The sequence below is a fragment of the Micromonospora sp. NBC_00330 genome, assembly GCF_036136635.1.
Taxonomy (GTDB): Bacteria; Actinomycetota; Actinomycetes; order Mycobacteriales; family Micromonosporaceae; genus Micromonospora; species Micromonospora salmantinae.
Genome location: NZ_CP108012.1, coordinates 4,151,608 through 4,167,179 on the forward strand (window position 1 = coordinate 4,151,608; position 15,572 = coordinate 4,167,179).

Annotated in this window: 20 protein-coding genes; 9 read left to right on the forward strand and 11 right to left on the reverse strand. The window is 71.6% G+C overall.

The window, feature by feature from the left end:
- Window positions 1-36: 36 nt before the first annotated feature.
- The 4 genes from OG598_RS18630 to OG598_RS18645 all read right to left on the reverse strand — a co-directional run bounded on the left by OG598_RS18630 (window position 37) and on the right by OG598_RS18645 (window position 1,568).
- Window positions 37-201, reverse strand: a complete 165-nt coding sequence (locus tag OG598_RS18630; protein ID WP_328650361.1) for a hypothetical protein — start codon at window positions 199-201, stop codon at window positions 37-39.
- Entirely contained in the window at window positions 198-413 is a 216-nt protein-coding gene (locus OG598_RS18635; protein WP_030336216.1) for a helix-turn-helix domain-containing protein, read from the reverse strand. Before OG598_RS18635 ends, OG598_RS18630 begins: the two co-directional genes overlap by 4 nt.
- On the reverse strand, window positions 413-847 hold the full coding sequence (locus tag OG598_RS18640; protein WP_328650362.1) for a DUF2975 domain-containing protein: 435 nt from the start codon (window positions 845-847) through the stop codon (window positions 413-415). The genes OG598_RS18635 and OG598_RS18640 overlap by 1 nt, the downstream gene beginning before the upstream one ends.
- 106 nt (window positions 848-953) lie before the next feature.
- Window positions 954-1,568 (reverse strand): YdeI/OmpD-associated family protein, encoded by a 615-nt coding sequence (locus OG598_RS18645; RefSeq protein ID WP_328650363.1) that lies wholly within the window; start codon window positions 1,566-1,568, stop codon window positions 954-956.
- 124 nt (window positions 1,569-1,692) lie between these two features.
- On the opposite strand from OG598_RS18645, the gene OG598_RS18650 reads away from it, so the two are divergent.
- The 3 genes from OG598_RS18650 (at window position 1,693) to OG598_RS18660 (ending at window position 4,499) form a co-directional block, all read left to right on the forward strand.
- A complete protein-coding gene (locus OG598_RS18650; RefSeq protein ID WP_328650364.1) occupies window positions 1,693-3,090 on the forward strand; it encodes a hypothetical protein in 1,398 nt (465 codons plus the stop codon).
- A 108-nt stretch (window positions 3,091-3,198) separates the two neighbouring features.
- The gene (locus tag OG598_RS18655; protein ID WP_328650365.1) at window positions 3,199-4,047 is read left to right on the forward strand and encodes an MBL fold metallo-hydrolase; all 849 of its coding nucleotides are present in this window, start codon (window positions 3,199-3,201) and stop codon (window positions 4,045-4,047) included.
- A complete protein-coding gene (locus OG598_RS18660; protein WP_328650366.1) occupies window positions 4,044-4,499 on the forward strand; it encodes a MarR family winged helix-turn-helix transcriptional regulator in 456 nt (151 codons plus the stop codon). The genes OG598_RS18655 and OG598_RS18660 overlap by 4 nt, the downstream gene beginning before the upstream one ends.
- A gap of 28 nt (window positions 4,500-4,527) precedes the next feature.
- Here the strand turns inward: OG598_RS18660 and ligD are convergent, their stop codons facing one another.
- A complete protein-coding gene (gene ligD / locus OG598_RS18665; RefSeq protein ID WP_328650367.1) occupies window positions 4,528-5,565 on the reverse strand; it encodes a non-homologous end-joining DNA ligase in 1,038 nt (345 codons plus the stop codon).
- Between the two features lie 47 nt (window positions 5,566-5,612).
- Here ligD and msrB point away from each other — a divergent pair, with 47 nt between their 5' ends.
- Window positions 5,613-6,017 (forward strand): peptide-methionine (R)-S-oxide reductase MsrB, encoded by a 405-nt coding sequence (gene msrB / locus OG598_RS18670; protein WP_091400676.1) that lies wholly within the window; start codon window positions 5,613-5,615, stop codon window positions 6,015-6,017.
- Window positions 6,018-6,051: 34 nt separating this feature from the next.
- On the opposite strand, the gene OG598_RS18675 is transcribed toward msrB, so the two are convergent.
- From OG598_RS18675 to OG598_RS18685, 3 genes are all read right to left on the reverse strand, one after another.
- Window positions 6,052-6,492, reverse strand: a complete 441-nt coding sequence (locus OG598_RS18675) for a DUF305 domain-containing protein (protein WP_328650368.1) — start codon at window positions 6,490-6,492, stop codon at window positions 6,052-6,054.
- Window positions 6,493-6,729: 237 nt separating this feature from the next.
- A complete protein-coding gene (locus OG598_RS18680) occupies window positions 6,730-7,470 on the reverse strand; it encodes a lytic polysaccharide monooxygenase (RefSeq protein WP_328650369.1) in 741 nt (246 codons plus the stop codon).
- A gap of 108 nt (window positions 7,471-7,578) precedes the next feature.
- Window positions 7,579-7,854: an isoamylase early set domain-containing protein gene (locus OG598_RS18685; RefSeq protein WP_328650370.1), complete on the reverse strand. Its 276-nt coding sequence runs from the start codon at window positions 7,852-7,854 to the stop codon at window positions 7,579-7,581.
- Window positions 7,855-8,010: 156 nt separating this feature from the next.
- On the opposite strand from OG598_RS18685, the gene OG598_RS18690 reads away from it, so the two are divergent.
- The 3 genes from OG598_RS18690 (at window position 8,011) to OG598_RS18700 (ending at window position 10,002) form a co-directional block, all read left to right on the forward strand.
- Window positions 8,011-8,271 (forward strand): Prokaryotic metallothionein, encoded by a 261-nt coding sequence (locus OG598_RS18690; RefSeq protein ID WP_124815255.1) that lies wholly within the window; start codon window positions 8,011-8,013, stop codon window positions 8,269-8,271.
- A gap of 74 nt (window positions 8,272-8,345) precedes the next feature.
- On the forward strand, window positions 8,346-8,801 hold the full coding sequence (locus OG598_RS18695; RefSeq protein ID WP_328650371.1) for a GNAT family N-acetyltransferase: 456 nt from the start codon (window positions 8,346-8,348) through the stop codon (window positions 8,799-8,801).
- Between the two features lie 118 nt (window positions 8,802-8,919).
- On the forward strand, window positions 8,920-10,002 hold the full coding sequence (locus OG598_RS18700; protein ID WP_442931318.1) for a lytic polysaccharide monooxygenase auxiliary activity family 9 protein: 1,083 nt from the start codon (window positions 8,920-8,922) through the stop codon (window positions 10,000-10,002).
- Window positions 10,003-10,053: 51 nt separating this feature from the next.
- On the opposite strand, the gene hemQ is transcribed toward OG598_RS18700, so the two are convergent.
- From hemQ to hemE, 3 genes are read right to left on the reverse strand one after another with little or no spacing between them, the layout of a single operon-like run.
- Window positions 10,054-10,755 carry a hydrogen peroxide-dependent heme synthase gene (gene hemQ / locus OG598_RS18705; protein WP_328650372.1) on the reverse strand — a complete coding sequence of 234 codons (702 nt, stop codon included), beginning with the start codon at window positions 10,753-10,755 and terminating at the stop codon, window positions 10,054-10,056.
- Entirely contained in the window at window positions 10,752-12,161 is a 1,410-nt protein-coding gene (gene hemG / locus OG598_RS18710) for a protoporphyrinogen oxidase (protein ID WP_328650373.1), read from the reverse strand. Before hemG ends, hemQ begins: the two co-directional genes overlap by 4 nt.
- Window positions 12,162-12,166: 5 nt before the next feature.
- Window positions 12,167-13,264: a uroporphyrinogen decarboxylase gene (gene hemE / locus OG598_RS18715; protein ID WP_328650374.1), complete on the reverse strand. Its 1,098-nt coding sequence runs from the start codon at window positions 13,262-13,264 to the stop codon at window positions 12,167-12,169.
- Between the two features lie 137 nt (window positions 13,265-13,401).
- Here hemE and OG598_RS18720 point away from each other — a divergent pair, with 137 nt between their 5' ends.
- Window positions 13,402-13,974 carry a DUF3000 domain-containing protein gene (locus OG598_RS18720; RefSeq protein ID WP_196927813.1) on the forward strand — a complete coding sequence of 191 codons (573 nt, stop codon included), beginning with the start codon at window positions 13,402-13,404 and terminating at the stop codon, window positions 13,972-13,974.
- Window positions 13,975-14,069: 95 nt separating this feature from the next.
- The gene (locus OG598_RS18725; RefSeq protein WP_328650375.1) at window positions 14,070-15,401 is read left to right on the forward strand and encodes a ribonuclease D; all 1,332 of its coding nucleotides are present in this window, start codon (window positions 14,070-14,072) and stop codon (window positions 15,399-15,401) included.
- The last annotated feature ends 171 nt before the right edge of the window (window positions 15,402-15,572 follow it).

Here is a 15,572-nt window from a genome sequence, read left to right on the forward strand (position 1 = left end):
AGGGGTCAGCTCAGGCCGACCAGCGCGCCCGGGCGGCTAACTGCCGCCTCGGAGGTTGCGGATGCCGAACACCAACGCACCGAGCACGAGCACGACGCCCAGGAGTTGAAGGCCCGGCGAGTCGTCGGCCTCCCCGTGCACGATTCCGGCGACGCCGAGGGCGACCACGAGTACGGCGGCGACGGTCAGGACGTACTTCATGGGGTTTCCTCCTCGACCCACTCCAGCAGGTCTCCGGGTTGGCAGTCGAGCACTCGGCACATCGCTTCGAGGGTGCTGAAGCGGACCGCCTTGGCGCGGCCGTTCTTCAGCACCGCCACGTTGGCGGGGGTGAGCCCGACGCGCTCGGCGAACTCGCCGACGCTCATCTTGCGCTTTGCCAACTCCACGTCGATGCGGACGACGATGGGCATCAGATCACCGCTTCCATATCGGTGCGCAGGGTGGTGGCCTGCCGCAACAGCGCCCGCATCACCACCATGAGGAGCCCCAGCACGCTGACGCCCACCGTCAGCAGGAACAGCAGCAGCGGCAGCCCCGGGTCGTCCGCGTTGAACCCCACGTAGAGGAAGACACCCACGAGCACCACCCACGCGGCGGCGACGGCCCACACGATCGCGTCCACCCACTTCAGGGACGCTTCGGTGAAGATGCGGTCGCTCTTGACCAGGCTGAGCAACTTCCAGGTCGCGACGATGACGACCTGGACGCACAGCACCCAGAACACAGCCACGACAGTGGCCGGCCACCGGAGGTAGGCGTCCTGCGGTGATTCCGCGGCCATGTGGGCGAACTGTCCGGGTAGGGAGAAGGTCTGAAACAGGACCAGGACCCCGAACAGCACCACGAGGAAAACTCTGAGAGCGGCTACCGCTCGATGCTCCGTAACCATGCATCGAGTTTCGCTCGTTACCTATCGAAAGTCAATCGGTTGCCGGGACGATGACTCCCGCTCACGACGACGTCGGCCCCGGCGCCGGCCGCGCTTTCTGGGGATAGAACGTCTCGTGACGGGCCAGCATGGCGACGAATTCGCCGATCTTGCGCTCGCGGGTCTCCGCCCGCTTCACGGCATTGAGGCGATGGATGAGAGCGAACCGGTTGGCCTTGGTGAGCACGTCGAGCATGGCCTGGGCGGCGGGCTCGGCGGCGACGGCGGCGAGCAGGTCGGCCGGCACCTCCGCCTCCGACGGCGGGGCGTAGGCGGCCGCCCACCGCCCGTCCGCCTTCGCGGCGTCCACAGCGGCACGGCCCGCCGGCAACATCCGCCCCTGCTCCTCCAGCCGGGCCACGTGCCCGACGTTGCGCTGAGACCAGGAACTGCGGGGCCGACGCGGGGTGAACCGGATCCAGGACGACTCGTCATCCCGCTTGCGCGCCTGCCCGTCGATCCAGCCGACGCACAGGCCCTCGTCGACCGCCTGCTGCCAGGTCAGCGTCGTGACAGTGCCGCCCTTCCTGGTCAGGGCGAGCCAGACACCGGGCGACGTGGCGTGGTTGGCCGACAACCACGCGCGCAGGGCGTCGGCGTCCGCGACGATCAACTCATCTAGCTCGGTGCTCGCCATGACGGCAGGCTAACCGCTGGGTCAGACGCCCGAGGCTCCGCCGGTCGGCCCGTCCGGCTCGTTGAGCTGGCCAAACCGAGCCTAACGCCGGCAGCGACCGAGAGCACTCGGCCGGGCGGCCCTGTTGAGCTGCGCGTTCTCCTTCTACGGTGGCTTCTCGCAGGTCCTTGATGGCCTAACCCTGGAGGTCCCGCTGTACGTCAACGACGCGTTCCTCGCCCACCACAACAACAACCCGGCACGGGCTCGGCTACGCGGCCTCGCCCGCAACCCCGCCATCCCCGCCGACCTGTTGCGGCAGCTCGTCGAGGAGCACCTGCGGGAGGTGGAGACCGCCCTGATGTTCCGTCTGGAATGGACCGACGAGCAGTTCGAGGCGCTGGTCGACCACCCCGACCACAGGGTGCGCAAGATCCTGGCGCAAGCGGTGCATGTCACACCCGAACAGCGGGCCACGCTGGTTGAGGACCCGGAACGGTCCGTGCTGTGGGCGCTCGCCGAGGGACCGATCTCGCTTCTCGCGTCGACGTGGACGCTACCGGCGGCGCTACCTGTCTGGGCGTACGAGCGGCTTCTCGAACGGCATCCACGGCTGGGCCTGGCCATGGCCGACTCTCCGTGGGTGCCGCAGGAACTGCGTGCCCGGCTGTGGCCGGGCGAAGCACGAACGGCGCCGGCCGACGAACCACCGTCGGATCGTCGGGAGTTCGAAGCGCGGGCCGGCGACGACAACGAATGGGTGCGACGCACCGCCGCAGCCGATCCCGACCTGCGTGCGGACCTCGTCGCCCGGCTGGCGGTGGACCCGTCACCCACTGTCCGGCTCGCCGTGTCGATGCGCCCCGAGCTCACCGAGGAGCAACGCGCGGCAATCGGCTACCACGTCGGACGTGACGACCGGATCGAACCGGCCGCCTGGGCGACCAAGACCCGCGACCCGGAGATCCAGAGCCGCTGCGTGCGCTCGGCGCACATCGGGCTCCGTCGCAGCGTCGCCTGCAACCCCCACCTCACCCCCGACCACATCGCCGCGCTGGAGAATGACGACGACTTCGCCGTGCGGCTCCTGCTGTGCGAACGCCACTCGGGCGTCACCCACGAGGCGGTGCTCAACACCTACCTGGAGGCTACGACGGCGACCCGAGGCCGCCTGCTCGACCACCCCAGCTTCCAACGGATCGGACTGGCCCAGTTGGCAGAGTCGCCGGACCCATGGGCCCGAGCCCTGGTGGTCCGCGATCCCGAGGCAGCACCGCAGCTCATCGAGCGGCTCAGCCACGACCCGCGTCCGGAGGTGCGGAACTCGACGGCCGGTGACCCCCGACTGTCGCCGAGTCGCGTGCTCGACTTGTTCGACGATCCGGAAACGGCCGGAGCAGCCGCCGCCAACAGACACCTGCCGGTGCCGGTCATGCGGAATGTCCTCGTCGACGCCGCGACGCTCGCCGATGGAGCGGTCGATGGCAGGCCGGCAGTGCTCCTGGGGCGGTGGTCGCCCGACCAACGGTCAGACGAGGACTAGAACTGGCTACGTCCATCGATCACAGGCAGGCTTTAGAACACGTGTACGACAGCCTCCGCAAAGCAAGCTCGTCTGGTGTCAGACGATCTGACGTCGTACGATCGAGCGGTGAGAACCCTTCCTGCCCCCGAGCCGTGGACGGCTGCCCTTCCCGAGGCGACACCGCCACCCGACATGGCGATCTATCAACTCCCCACCGGCACCTACGAGACACGAGCGGCATTTGCCCTTCGCGGTGGCTCGTTCCGTGACAAGCGGCAGTTCGCCGCCACCGCCATCCTCGTGCGGCACCCGAAAGGCGACTTCCTCATCGATGCCGGCTTCGGGGCCGACGTCGCCGCGCACGTCGCCATGCAGCCGCGCTTCGCCCGCGCCCCCTTTCAGAGCACCCGGACCGTGCGCGAGCAGCTCGACGACAGCGACTACGACCGCACCAGGCTCCGCGGGGTGTTCCTGACCCACACGCACTGGGACCACGCGAGCGGCCTGGACTCGCTCGACCTCCCCATCTGGATGAACCGGGGCGAGCTCGAGTACGCCGCCAGCGACGGCGACGGAAAGGTCTTCCGCGCCGTCTCGCCCGGCCACGAGATCCGCGAATACTCCTTCGACGGCCCCGCGTACCTCGGCTTCTCCGCGAGCTTCGACGTCCACGGCGACGGGTCCCTGGTGCTGGCGTTGGCCGGCGGCCACACGACGGGTTCCCTGGTCGCGTTCGTGACCCTTCCGTCCGGGCAGCGCTACGCGTTCATCGGCGACCTGACCTGGCAACTGGACGGCATCCACCGGCGGGTGGAACGCCCCTGGCTGCTACGGGCCCTCGCCGACAGCGACGCCGAACAGGTGCGACAGGGCATCCTGCGATCGGCCGCGCTGACCGAACTGATGCAGGTCGTCCCCGCCCACGACCGGCGCGCCTACGAGGGAATCCCGCTGCTGCCGGGTGCGGCGCGATGACCGCTGGACCCGCGCCGTCGCTCGACTCCGAGATCACCTGGCTGTTACATCGCGCCGCCCAACGAATGCACGTGGTGACCGGCGAACAGGCCGAGAGGCACGGCCTGCACCTGCGGGACTACATCGTGTTGAGCGCGCTCGACAAGACACCCGGGCTGACCCAGGTCGAGCTGGCCAGGACCCTCGGGCTCGACAAGACCACCCTGATGACCCAACTCGATCGACTCGAACAGAAGAATCTCGTCGTACGCCACGCCGACCCCCGCGACCGCCGGCTTCGCATTCCGACGATCACGACCACCGGCGAGGAGGTACGGGCGCGGGTCGCCCACGCCAGCGAGGAGGCGGAGCGGAACGCGATGGCCGGTTTCAGCCAGGTCGAGGTCGACACGTTCCGCCGAATGCTGTTCGCGATCATCGGCACGGCCGTGGACCCGGGGTCCTGCCTGTGATGCTCGGCGAGCACAAATAGCTCGGCGCTCAGGCGGACTCGTCGCCAGGGGTGCGCTTGGCGCGGCTCGGCTGCACCCGCTTGGGTTCACCGGGCATCTTCGGGTGGTCCGGCGGGTACGGCAGGTCGCCCTGGCCGGCGGCGGCGTCCCGGTCGGCCCACTCCAGCAGCGGGGTGATGTCCCACGGTGCGTCGTCGATGCCGGCGTGCGGATCGCCTCGTTCGGCGAGCCGGGCCGGCACGGTGCGCAGGTCGAAGTCGTCCGGGTCGACGTCGGGCAGCTCGTCCCAGGTGACCGGGGTCGAGACGGTGGCCCGCGCGTTGGCCCGCAGCGAGTACGCGCAGGCGATCGTGCGGTCGCGCGCCATCTGGTTGAAGTCGACGAAGACCCGGGTGCCGCGCTCCTCCTTCCACCAGGCGGTGGTGACCAGGTCGGGGTTGCGGCGCTCCACCTCCCGGGCCAGCGCGATGGTGGCCCGGCGCACCTCGGTGAACGTCCAGCGGGGTTGGATGCGCAGGTAGACGTGCACGCCCCGGCCGCCGGAGGTCTTCGGCCAGCCGGTCGCGCCCAACTCGTCGAGGAGCGCGCGGACCTCGCCGGCGGCCCGCGCCGCGTCGGCGAAGTCGGTGCCGGGCTGCGGGTCCAGGTCGATGCGCAGTTCGTCGGGGCGGTCGACGTCGGCGGCCCGCACGGGCCACGGGTGGAAGACGATGGTGCCCATCTGCGCCGCCCAGGCGACGTGCGCCAGATCGGCCGGGCAGAGCTCCGCCGCGTTCCGACCGCTCGGGAAGGTGATCTGCGCCGTCGTCACCCAGGGCGGCACCCCCCGGGTGGGCACCCGCTTCTGGAAGAACGCCTCGCCCTCGACGCCCTCGGGGAAGCGTTGCAGGGTGGTCGGCCGGTCCCGCAGGGCGCGCATGATCCCGTCGCCGACCGCGAGGTAGTAGTGGAAGACGTCCGCCTTGGTGAACCCCCGCTGCGGGAAGATCACCCGATCCGGACTGCTCAGCCGGACGGTGTGCCCGGCCACCTCGACCTCTGCGGCCGCAGCCTTGGTGCCACCCATCCCGCGACCTTATGCCACGCCCCCGACGTTCGACGTACCGTTGACGGGTGAGTCTTGACGACAACGAGCTGCCCCGTACCGACGAAGAGTGGCGGGTCCGACTGACCCCCGAGGAGTTCCACGTTCTCCGGGAGGCCGGCACCGAACGCCCGTGGACGGGTGAGTACGTGGACACGAAGACCCAGGGGGTCTACCACTGTCGCGCCTGCGGGCTGGAGCTGTTCTCCAGCGACACGAAGTTCGACTCGCACTGCGGCTGGCCGAGTTTCGACGACGCCATCCCGGGCCGGGTCAAGGAAATCGAGGACCGCACCCTCGGCATGGCCCGTACGGAGATCCGCTGCGCCCGCTGCGACAGTCACCTCGGGCACGTCTTCCACGGCGAGGGCTTCACCCCGAAGGACACCCGGCACTGCGTCAACTCGGTCTCCATCAAGCTGGAACCCCGCTGACCCGGGCACTCGGGGCGTGACCGCGTGACGGTGCTCAGGGCGTACCCGTACCCCTGAGCAGCTCGACCTCGGCGGTCCGGGACTGTTCGATCCGCCGGGCGAGGTCGCGGACCCGTTCGTTGCGGCCGACGCCGACGTGGGATCGAGCCAGGTCGGCGGCCGATCGCTGGTGGTCGGCGAGCACGTCGCGCAGCACTCGGTCGACGTCCGCGTCCGGCGCGGTCCGCAGCCGGTCGAGCGCGGCGTCGTCGCCGTGCCCGTCGTGGTGGTGTGCGGCCGCGCTGGCACCCGGCCCGGTCGTGGGCAACCAGCCGCGCATGGCGGCCAGTTCGTCGGCCTCGGTCGCCTCGACGGCGGCGGCCAGGGTGCGCAGCGCGTCGTCGCGCACCCGGTCCCGGGCCAGCCGGACGATCTGCAGGGTGCGTTCGCTGTGCCCGACCATGGTGCTCAGGAACACCACGTCGATCCCGCTCATCGCGTCCGCCTCGATCGCGGATCCGGCGCCCGCGGACCCGGCCGCCGCCGAGCCGGCCGGGGACACGGGGGCCGGCTGCGGCAGGGCCGACGGGCTAGACGTGGGCGCTCCGGCGCAGGCTCCGGTGAGCAGCAGAGCCGCAACGAGGGACGCCAGCGGGGTACGGCGGGGCATGCCGGTTGCTCCGTTCACGCGAGAGCGGCGACACGGGTGCGACCAGGGGCCGCACCCGTGCGGTCAGACCTGGAGCCAGAGCGCCGGTACGTTCGGCGGCTCCCAGCCCGGGATCGCGGTGTGCGCCTGCCGGCAGCGGTACGTCGCTCCGCCGTAGGTGACCTGGTCGCCGACCTGGTACGCCCGGCCCGTCGTCCAACTGCCGCCCGGCGCGGGCGGAGTGGTCGGCGTGGCGGTCGGGGTGGGCCGTGGGGTGGGTGAGGTGGTGGGGGTGGGCGTCGGGTTCGACCCGCCGCCGCCGATCTGCACGTCGATGCAGGAGTAGAAGGCGTTCGCCGTGTCGGAGATGTTCCACACCGCGAGGATCTTCTGCCGGCCCGAGAAGCCGCCGAGGTTGACGTTGTGCGAGACGGTGGCGCCCGGCTGCTGGTTGTTGCCGTTGACCACGCCGACCCGGGTGTTGCCGATCCAGTACTCCCAGTTGCTGGTGGCGTGCCGCGCGGTGTTCACCCAGGTGAAGGTCAGCGAGCTGCCCACCGAGGTGGCCGGCCAGCCCCGACTGTCGTCGTTGAGGACGGCGAACTGGGCGATTCCGGCGTTGCAGCTGCGCAGGCCCTTGGGGCCCTCGACGCTCTGCGGCTCGTACTTGATCTGCCCGCAGTCCGGCACCCGGCCCTGCGCGCAGAGCGCCTGCCGGCTCGGTGGGGCGGAGACGTAGCCGTGAGCCTGCGCGGGGGCGGCGACGGTGAGGGTGGCGGCGACGGCGCCCGCCGCCACCAGCGGGACTGTGATTCTTCGACGCATGGGGGCAGCTCCTTCTCCAGGTCCGGTGAGGTGCCCTCAAGGTAATTTAAACATTGTTAACAGTAAAGACTCTCATCGATAAATCCATCGATGGCGGCAGTTTTCTTCTCAGAGCCGGAGCAGGCTGCCCCGGTCGTCGACCTGGTCGGCCGACTCGTCGTCCAGCCAGACGCCGCCGGTACCGAGGTAACGGAACCGGTACTCCCCCGGCGACAGTTTCACCGTCACCGTCCTGGTGCCGTCGCGGCGGGCCACCAACTCGTGTCGACCCGGCTGCCAGCCGTTGAAGGAGCCGACGACGCTCACCGGGCCGGGCGGGACGTCGCGGGGCAGACAGAAGGTGACCCGGGTCTGGTTGCCGAAGAGTCTGTTGCGCTTGATCACGGTGATCCTCCGGAGGTTGCGGCGGTTCACCCGGCACAACGGGCAACACGCCGACGCCGACACGCCGCAGCCGTGGTCAGGCGTCGGCGTTCCGCCCCCACGTCGGGGCCACCTGAGGGATTCTGTAGTTACTTGTCCACATAACGGAGGTTTTCGGTGGCAACCTGCGAGGTCTGCGGCAACGACTACTGGATGGCGTTCGAGGTGCACACCGTCAGCGGCGACGTGCACACCTTCGACTCGTTCGAGTGCGCGATCCACCGCATGGCACCGATCTGCGAGCACTGCCAGGTCAAGATCGTCGGGCACGGCGTCGAGGTCAACGGCCGCTTCTTCTGCTGCGCGCACTGCGCCCGCGCCGTCGAGGGCGCGGTGGGCGCCGAGATCCGCGACGCCGTCGGCGCCCGCCCGGCCTGACCGCGCCCGCCCGCCACCTACCTCGTACCGACCGGGCGGAACCCCGGTGAACCCGCCCGACCTACCATCGGTGGATGCCCCAGCAGACCACCGAGCTACGGACGGCCTCCTTCGCCGACCTGAACGCCCGCACCCTCCACGACCTGCTCAAGCTGCGCATCGACGTGTTCGTGGTGGAGCAGAACTGCCCGTATCCGGAGCTGGACGGGCGGGACGTCGAACCGGGCACCCGGCACGTCTGGCTGACCGACGGCGGCGCGCCGCTGGCGTACCTGCGGATTCTGGCCGACCCGGACGGTGTCGCCCGGATCGGTCGGGTCGTGGTGGCCCCGGCGGCGCGCGGCGGCGGACACGCCGGCCGGCTGATGACGGCGGCGCTGGAGGTGGTGGGCAACCGGCAGTGCGTGCTGGACGCCCAGTCGCACCTGGTCGCGTTCTACACCCGGCACGGCTTCACGGTCAGCGGCCCCGAGTACGTCGAGGACGGCATCCCGCACACGCCGATGCGACGCGAAGCCATTGACGGCTGACGATCGGGCTGGCATGGTGCCGGGTAGAGCCATCGCGGGAGCCAGCGATCAGGCACGGGAGTGGGCAACTCCCGACGATCCGGGTGTCGACGTCCGACCTCATCCCCCCGGGGGCTCCATGTCCACTCTCGCCCGATCACGACGCGTGCTCTGGCTGTTCGCCATCGTGGCGACCACCACGCTCCTCTTGACGACCGCAGTGACCACCATGCGGGCCGAACCCGCCTCGGCGCACGGTTCGGTCGTCGACCCGGCCTCACGTAACTACGGCTGCTGGCAACGCTGGGGCAGCGACTTCCAGAACCCGCGGATGGCCACCGAGGACCCGATGTGCTGGCAGGCCTGGCAGGCCGACCCCGCCGCCATGTGGAACTGGAACGGCCTGTACCGCGAGGGTGTGGGGGGCAACCATCAGGCCGCCGTCCCCGACGGCCAACTCTGCAGCGGCGGACGCACCCAGAGCCCGCGCTACAACGCGCTGGACACCATCGGCGCCTGGAAGACCACAGCGGTGTCGAACAACTTCCGGCTCCGCTTCGTCGACCAGGCCCGTCACGGCGCCGACTACATCCGGGTGTACGTGACCAAGCAGGGCTTCAACGCGGCCAGCCAACCACTCGGCTGGGGCAACCTGGAGTTGGCCGGCCAGATCGGCAACACGCCCGCCTCCCAGTGGAGCCCGGACCCCAGTGGTGTCTCGATCCAGATCCCGGTGAGCGCGCCGGGCCGCACCGGACGGCACATCGTCTACACCGTCTGGCAGGCCAGCCACCTGGACCAGTCGTACTACCTGTGCAGCGACGTCGACTTCGGCGGCGGATCGACCACCCCGCCCACCGATCCCCCGCCGACGACCCCGCCGCCCACCACGCCCCCGCCCACCACCCCGCCGCCGGCCGGTGCCTGCACGGCTACCTACCAGGTGACCGGTCAGTGGTCCGGCGGCTTCCAGGCCGACGTGAAGGTGACCGCCGGTGGTTCACCGACCAAGGGCTGGTCGGTGAGCTGGAACTACGGCAACGGCCAGCAGGTCACCTCGTCGTGGAACGCGACGGTCAGCACCAACGGCACGCTGGTCACCGCACGTAACACCAACAACAACGGCGCCCTCGCTGCAGGCGCGAGCACCACGTTCGGATTCCTCGGCTCGTGGAACGGCAGCAACCCGGTTCCGCTGGTCTCCTGTACGACGACCAGTTGACCCCCGTCCGGCGCCGCACCCGGGCGGGGGTGCGGCGCCGGCCGGCGGGTGTCAGACCAGGCAGTTGACGATCTCGGCCACCGAGCGGCGGCGGCCGGTGTAGAACGGGACCTCTTCGCGGACGTGCCGGCGGGCACCGGAGGCGCGCAGGTCCCGCATCAGGTCGACGATCCGGTGCAGTTCGTCGGCCTCGAAGGCGAGCATCCACTCGTAGTCGCCGAGCGCGAACGAGGCGACAGTGTTGGCCCGCACGTCCGGGTAGCCGCGGGCCATCTTGCCGTGCTCGGCCAGCATCTCGCGCCGCTCGGCGTCGGGCAGCAGGTACCACTCGTAGGAGCGGACGAACGGGTACACACAGATGTAGGGGCGAGCCTCCTCACCGGCCAGGAACGCCGGGATGTGGCTCTTGTTGAACTCCGCCGGCCGGTGCAGCGCCATCTGCGACCACACCGGGGTCAGCGCCCGACCCAGCGTGGTGCGGCGGAACCGCAGGTAGGCGTCCTGGAGCGCGTCGGGGGACGCGGAGTGCCACCAGATCATCACGTCCGCGTCGGCGCGCAGCCCGGAGACGTCGTACACGCCCCGGACCACGACGTCCTTGCCGGCCAGCTCCTCGAAGAGGGACACCACCTCGCCGGTGACGTTGTCCCGCAGCGACGGCAGCGGGGAGCTGGCCCGGAACACCGACCACATGGTGTAGCGGATGCTGTCGTTCAGCTCCCGCAACCGGGCCGCGTTGGTCTGCTCGGTCATCTCGCCGATCCTCCCAGTGCTGTGATGATCTCTTCGGCCGCCGTCTCGCCGGAGCGGACGCAGACCGGGATGCCGACGCCGTCGTAGCCGGCGCCGGCGAGGACCAGTGTGGGGTGAGCGGCCCGCAGCGCCGTCCGCGCGGCGCCGAGCCGGTCTGCGTGCCCCGGCGCGTACTGCGGCAGCGCACCGCCCCACCGCTGCACGTGCCCGTCGACCGGGGCGGGCAACGAGGTGCCGAGCACCGCCGACAACTCCCGGTGCACGGTGGCCGCCAGGTCCGCGTCGGGGCGCTGAAGGTGCGCCTCCTCGCCGTACCGGCCCACCGAGGCACGCACCACTGCCAACCCGTCCGGCCGGCGCAGATGCCCCCACTTGGTGGTGAAGAAGGTCGCCGCCTTGATCAGCAGGCCCTCGGTGCTCGGCACCAGGAAGCCGGACAGCTCGGGCAGTCGCGGCTGCGGCAGGGCCATGGTGACCAGCGCGACGCTCGCGTAGTCCAGCGCGCCGACGCCCGCCGCCACCGCCGGCGCGGGTCCGGCGAGCAGCCGCGCCGCCGGTCGCGCCGGCACCGCCAGCACCACGGCGTCCACGTCGACCAGTTCGGGGTCGCGGGTCGGGCCTACGGTGAGCCGCCAACCCGCGTCGGTCGCCGTCAACTCGCGCACTGCGGCGTCCCGACGTACCGTCGCGCCGCTGGCCGTCACGGCGGCCTCGACCAGGGTGCTCAGCCCACCGGCGAGGGTGCCGAAGACCGGGGCGCCGGGCGCACGCGGCGCGGCGGCCTGCGCGGCCCGGACCGCGCCGACCAGGGTGTGCTCCACCCGGGCCGCGCGGGCCAGCGCCGGCATCGTCGTGACCAGGGAAAGATCGTCGGCGCGGCCCGCGTACACGCCACCCAGCATCGGGTCGACCAGCCGCTCGACCACCTCGTCGCCGAAACGGGACCGGACCAACGCGCCCACCGAGACGTCCGCGTCCGGCCCGACCAGCGGCCGACCGCCGTCGATGTCGGCGTCCGCGGCCGGGCGGGCGACAGTGGCCACCCGCTCCAGATCCCCGGGTACGCCCACCAGGGTGCCGCCCGGGACGGGGCGCAGCCCTCCGTCGATGACCAGCGCGGCCTGCCCCACGGTGGGGTGCACGATCTTCTCGGCCAGCCCGAGCCGGCGGGCCAACGCCACCGCCGCGCTCTCGGCGCCGGTCGGGTCGCGCATCAGGAACGACTCCGCGCCGAACTCCACCGGCTGACCAGCCAGCTCCCCGGTGCGCAGCTTCCCGCCCAGCACGCCGGACTGCTCGTACACGGTGATCTCGGTGCCGGCCGGCGCGCGGTCGCGCAGGCGGACCGCGGCGGCCAGGCCGGCGATCCCGCCGCCGACCACCGCCACCCGCCAGGGCCGCCGCATTCCGGTCAGCCCTGGTCGGCTCGGCGGCTGGACAGCTCGTGCACCAGCGCGACCACCCGGGTCAGCACCTCCGGGTCGGTCTCCGGCAGCACCCCGTGGCCGAGGTTGAACACGTGCCCGGGTGCCGCCCGGCCCTGCTCCAGGATGCGGCGCACCTCGGCCTCCACGACCGGCCACGGCGCGAGCAGCACGCACGGGTCCAGGTTGCCCTGCACCGCCTTGTCCGCGCCGATCCGCCCGGTGGCCACGTCCAGCGGCGTACGCCAGTCGACGCCGACCACGTCGGCCCCGGCCTCGCCCATCGCGCCGAGCAGCTCGGCGGTGCCCACCCCGAAGTGGATCCGGGGCACCCCGGCGTCCACCAGCCCGCTCAGCACCGTGGTCGAGTGCGGCAACACGAAACGGCGATAGTCGGCCTCGGAGAGCGCGCCGGCCCACGAGTCGAACAGCTGCACGGCGGAGACGCCGGCCTCGATCTGCACCCGCAGGAAGGCCGACGTCACCTCGGCCAGCCGGGCGCAGAGCGCGTGCCACAGCTCCGGGTCGCCGTACATCAGGGCCTTGGTCTTCGCGTGGGTGCGCGACGGCCCACCCTCGACCAGGTAGCTGGCCAGCGTGAACGGCGCGCCGGCGAAACCGATCAGCGGGGTGTCGCCAAGCTCGACCACCAACTGCCGGACGGCCTCGTCCACGTACGAGACGTCGTCGCGGGTGATCAGACGGATCCGCTCCACGTCGGCGGCCGTGCGGATCGGCTCGGCGACCACCGGGCCGGTGCCCGGCACGATGTCCAGATCGATCCCGGCTGCGGCGACGGGCACCACGATGTCGCTGAACAGGATCGCCGCGTCCACGCCGTGTCGGCGCACCGGCTGGAGGGTGATCTCGGTGACCAGATCCGGGCGCCGGCAGGACTCCAGCATCGGCACGCTCGCCCGGATCTCCCGGTACTCGGGGAGGGAGCGGCCGGCCTGGCGCATGAACCAGACCGGGGTGTGCGGGACGGGCCGACGTCGGCAGGCCCTGATGAAGGGCGAGTCGGCCGGTCCGCCGGGGCGGGAATCTCCGTCTCGGGCGACAGTGCCCGTGGTGTCCGTGGTCATCGCCGCAATCGTGCCACGCCCCCCACCCCCAATCGGGTGGGGGTGAGAGGAAGGGCACCGTTCCTTACGCCCGGCGCCCTTCATGAGCGTCGGCGCGCCGTCGAAGCGGGCAACGGATGGCGGCATAGGCTGCCGACATGGCCCCCCCGATCGCGCTCCCGGAGACGTTCGCCCGCGCGGTCGCCGGGCTGCGGTCGGCCGCCCCCCGGCCGGAGATCACCCTGGAGGAGGTCGGCGCACCCCAGCGGCTGGCCCCGTACGCGTTCGCGCTCGCCGCGACAGTGCTGCGCGACGACGACGAGGTGGCGACCGGCCGGCTGATCCTGCTGCACAACCCGGTCGGGCACGAGGCGTGGCAGGGCACCCTGCGACTGGTCACCTACGTGACCGCCGAGCTGGAGGTCGACCTGGCCGCCGACCCGCTGCTGCCCGGTGTCGGCTGGACGTGGCTGACCGACGCGTTGGACGCCCAGGACGCCGGCCACCGGGCGATCGGCGGAACGGTGACGCAGACCATGTCGACCCGGTTCGGCGATCTCGCCGGGCCACCGACCATCGGTGACATCGAGATCCGCGCGTCCTGGACGCCGATCGACGACGACCTGACCCCACACCTGCTCGGCTGGTGCGCGTTGCTCGCCTCCACCGCCGGTCTCCCCCCACCCGGCGTCACCGCCCTCGCCGACCGCCGCCCGGCCGGCGCAGCCTGACGTTCGGCCCTCGGTAGGACACTTTGCGGACACCTGATCGACACACGCCGGACCGGCTGCACCCGCCGGATCTCCGCGCGCACTAGGGTTGGCAGGTGACCGACGAACCACCCCTGCGCCGTCGGCCCACCGAAGAACTTCCGGGAAACGCACCCCAGCACCCGCCGTCGGCCCAGCCGCAGCCGGCGGGCGAGGGGGCCGACCCGGCCGACGGTGGGCCCGTTCCGCTGATCGCCCCGCGTGACGGCACCCCCGATCCGGTGGCCGCCCCGGCCGAGCTTGCCGAGGTCGTGGCCCGCTTCGCGGCGGGCACCGGCCCGGTCGCCCTGGACGCCGAACGGGCTTCCGGCTACCGCTACAGCCAGCGCGCCTACCTGGTGCAACTGCGCCGGGCCGGTGCGGGCACGGCGCTGATCGACCCGCTGCCCCTGCCCGACCTCAGCGCGCTGGACGCGGTGATCGGTGAGGCCGAGTGGGTCCTCCACGCGGCCAGCCAGGATCTGCCCTGCCTGGCCGAGGTGGGGTTGCGTCCACGCCGACTGTTCGACACCGAGCTGGCGGCTCGGCTGGCCGGTTTCGAACGCGTCGGGCTGGCCGCGCTCACCGAGCAGTTGCTCGGGTTCACCCTGGAGAAGCACCACTCGGCGGCCGACTGGTCGAGCCGACCGCTACCCGAGTCGTGGTTGACGTACGCCGCCCTCGACGTGGAGCTGCTCACCGACCTGCGCGACGCGCTGGACGCCGAGTTGACCCGGCAGGGCAAGTCGGCCTGGGCCGCGGAGGAGTTCGCCGCGCTGGTCCGCACCGGGGCACGCCCGCCCCGGGTTCGGGCGGAGCCGTGGCGGCGCACCTCGGGCATCCACCGGCTGCGGGGGGGGCGGGCCCAGGCCCGGGTCCGCTCGATGTGGTACGCCCGGGACCAGATCGCGGCCCGGCGGGACGCCGCTCCCGGTCGGGTGCTGCCCGACTCGGCGATCATCGCCGCGGCCGAGCTGGACCCGAAGGACGAGAAGACCCTGCTGACCCTGCCCGGTTTCGGTGGTCGGTCGGTCCGTCGGTTGGCCCGCACCTGGCTCGCCGCGCTCGACGACGCCCGGCAGCTACCGGAGGATTCCCTGCCGGTCTCGCCGGCCGTGGAGGGCCCGCCCCCGCCGCACCGGTGGGCCGAGCGGGACCCGGTGGCGGCCGGTCGGTTGGCCCGCTGCCGGGAGGTCGTGATCCGCATCGCCGGCGAGCACACCCTTCCGCCGGAAAACCTGATCACTCCAGATTCGGTCCGCCGGCTGGCGTGGACCCCGCCCGAGGAGATCACCGAGGCGTCGGTGGCGGAGACCCTGCGCGGCCTCAACGCCCGCGAGTGGCAGATCGCCCTCCTCACCCCCGACCTGACCGAAGCCCTGACCCCGAAAGCCCCCACCCTCTCCTGATCCACCCCTCCCGCCGTCGATCATGAAGTTGATGCCACACGCGCCGACGTGTCTCGGCAACAACTTCATGATCGACCGGAGTCGGGTGTGGGGTGGGCCACAGGCGGGGGTGGGGACGCGGTTGGTTACTGGCGAGTAGCATCCGAGGGAAACGTGCCCGTGTCGGCGACC

What these genes read in the sequence shown, in the direction of transcription:
- OG598_RS18630 (WP_328650361.1), bottom strand. Translation starts at nt 201, where the DNA reads ATGAAGTACGTCCTGACCGTCGCCGCCGTACTCGTGGTCGCCCTCGGC.
- OG598_RS18635 (WP_030336216.1), bottom strand. Translation starts at nt 413, where the DNA reads ATGCCCATCGTCGTCCGCATCGACGTGGAGTTGGCAAAGCGCAAGATG.
- OG598_RS18645 (WP_328650363.1), bottom strand. Translation starts at nt 1,568, where the DNA reads ATGGCGAGCACCGAGCTAGATGAGTTGATCGTCGCGGACGCCGACGCC.
- OG598_RS18660 (WP_328650366.1), top strand. Translation starts at nt 4,044, where the DNA reads ATGACCGCTGGACCCGCGCCGTCGCTCGACTCCGAGATCACCTGGCTG.
- ligD (WP_328650367.1), bottom strand. Translation starts at nt 5,565, where the DNA reads ATGGGTGGCACCAAGGCTGCGGCCGCAGAGGTCGAGGTGGCCGGGCAC.
- OG598_RS18675 (WP_328650368.1), bottom strand. Translation starts at nt 6,492, where the DNA reads ATGAGCGGGATCGACGTGGTGTTCCTGAGCACCATGGTCGGGCACAGC.
- OG598_RS18680 (WP_328650369.1), bottom strand. Translation starts at nt 7,470, where the DNA reads ATGCGTCGAAGAATCACAGTCCCGCTGGTGGCGGCGGGCGCCGTCGCC.
- OG598_RS18695 (WP_328650371.1), top strand. Translation starts at nt 8,346, where the DNA reads ATGCCCCAGCAGACCACCGAGCTACGGACGGCCTCCTTCGCCGACCTG.
- OG598_RS18700 (WP_442931318.1), top strand. Translation starts at nt 8,920, where the DNA reads ATGTCCACTCTCGCCCGATCACGACGCGTGCTCTGGCTGTTCGCCATC.
- hemQ (WP_328650372.1), bottom strand. Translation starts at nt 10,755, where the DNA reads ATGACCGAGCAGACCAACGCGGCCCGGTTGCGGGAGCTGAACGACAGC.
- hemG (WP_328650373.1), bottom strand. Translation starts at nt 12,161, where the DNA reads ATGCGGCGGCCCTGGCGGGTGGCGGTGGTCGGCGGCGGGATCGCCGGC.
- hemE (WP_328650374.1), bottom strand. Translation starts at nt 13,264, where the DNA reads ATGACCACGGACACCACGGGCACTGTCGCCCGAGACGGAGATTCCCGC.
- OG598_RS18720 (WP_196927813.1), top strand. Translation starts at nt 13,402, where the DNA reads ATGGCCCCCCCGATCGCGCTCCCGGAGACGTTCGCCCGCGCGGTCGCC.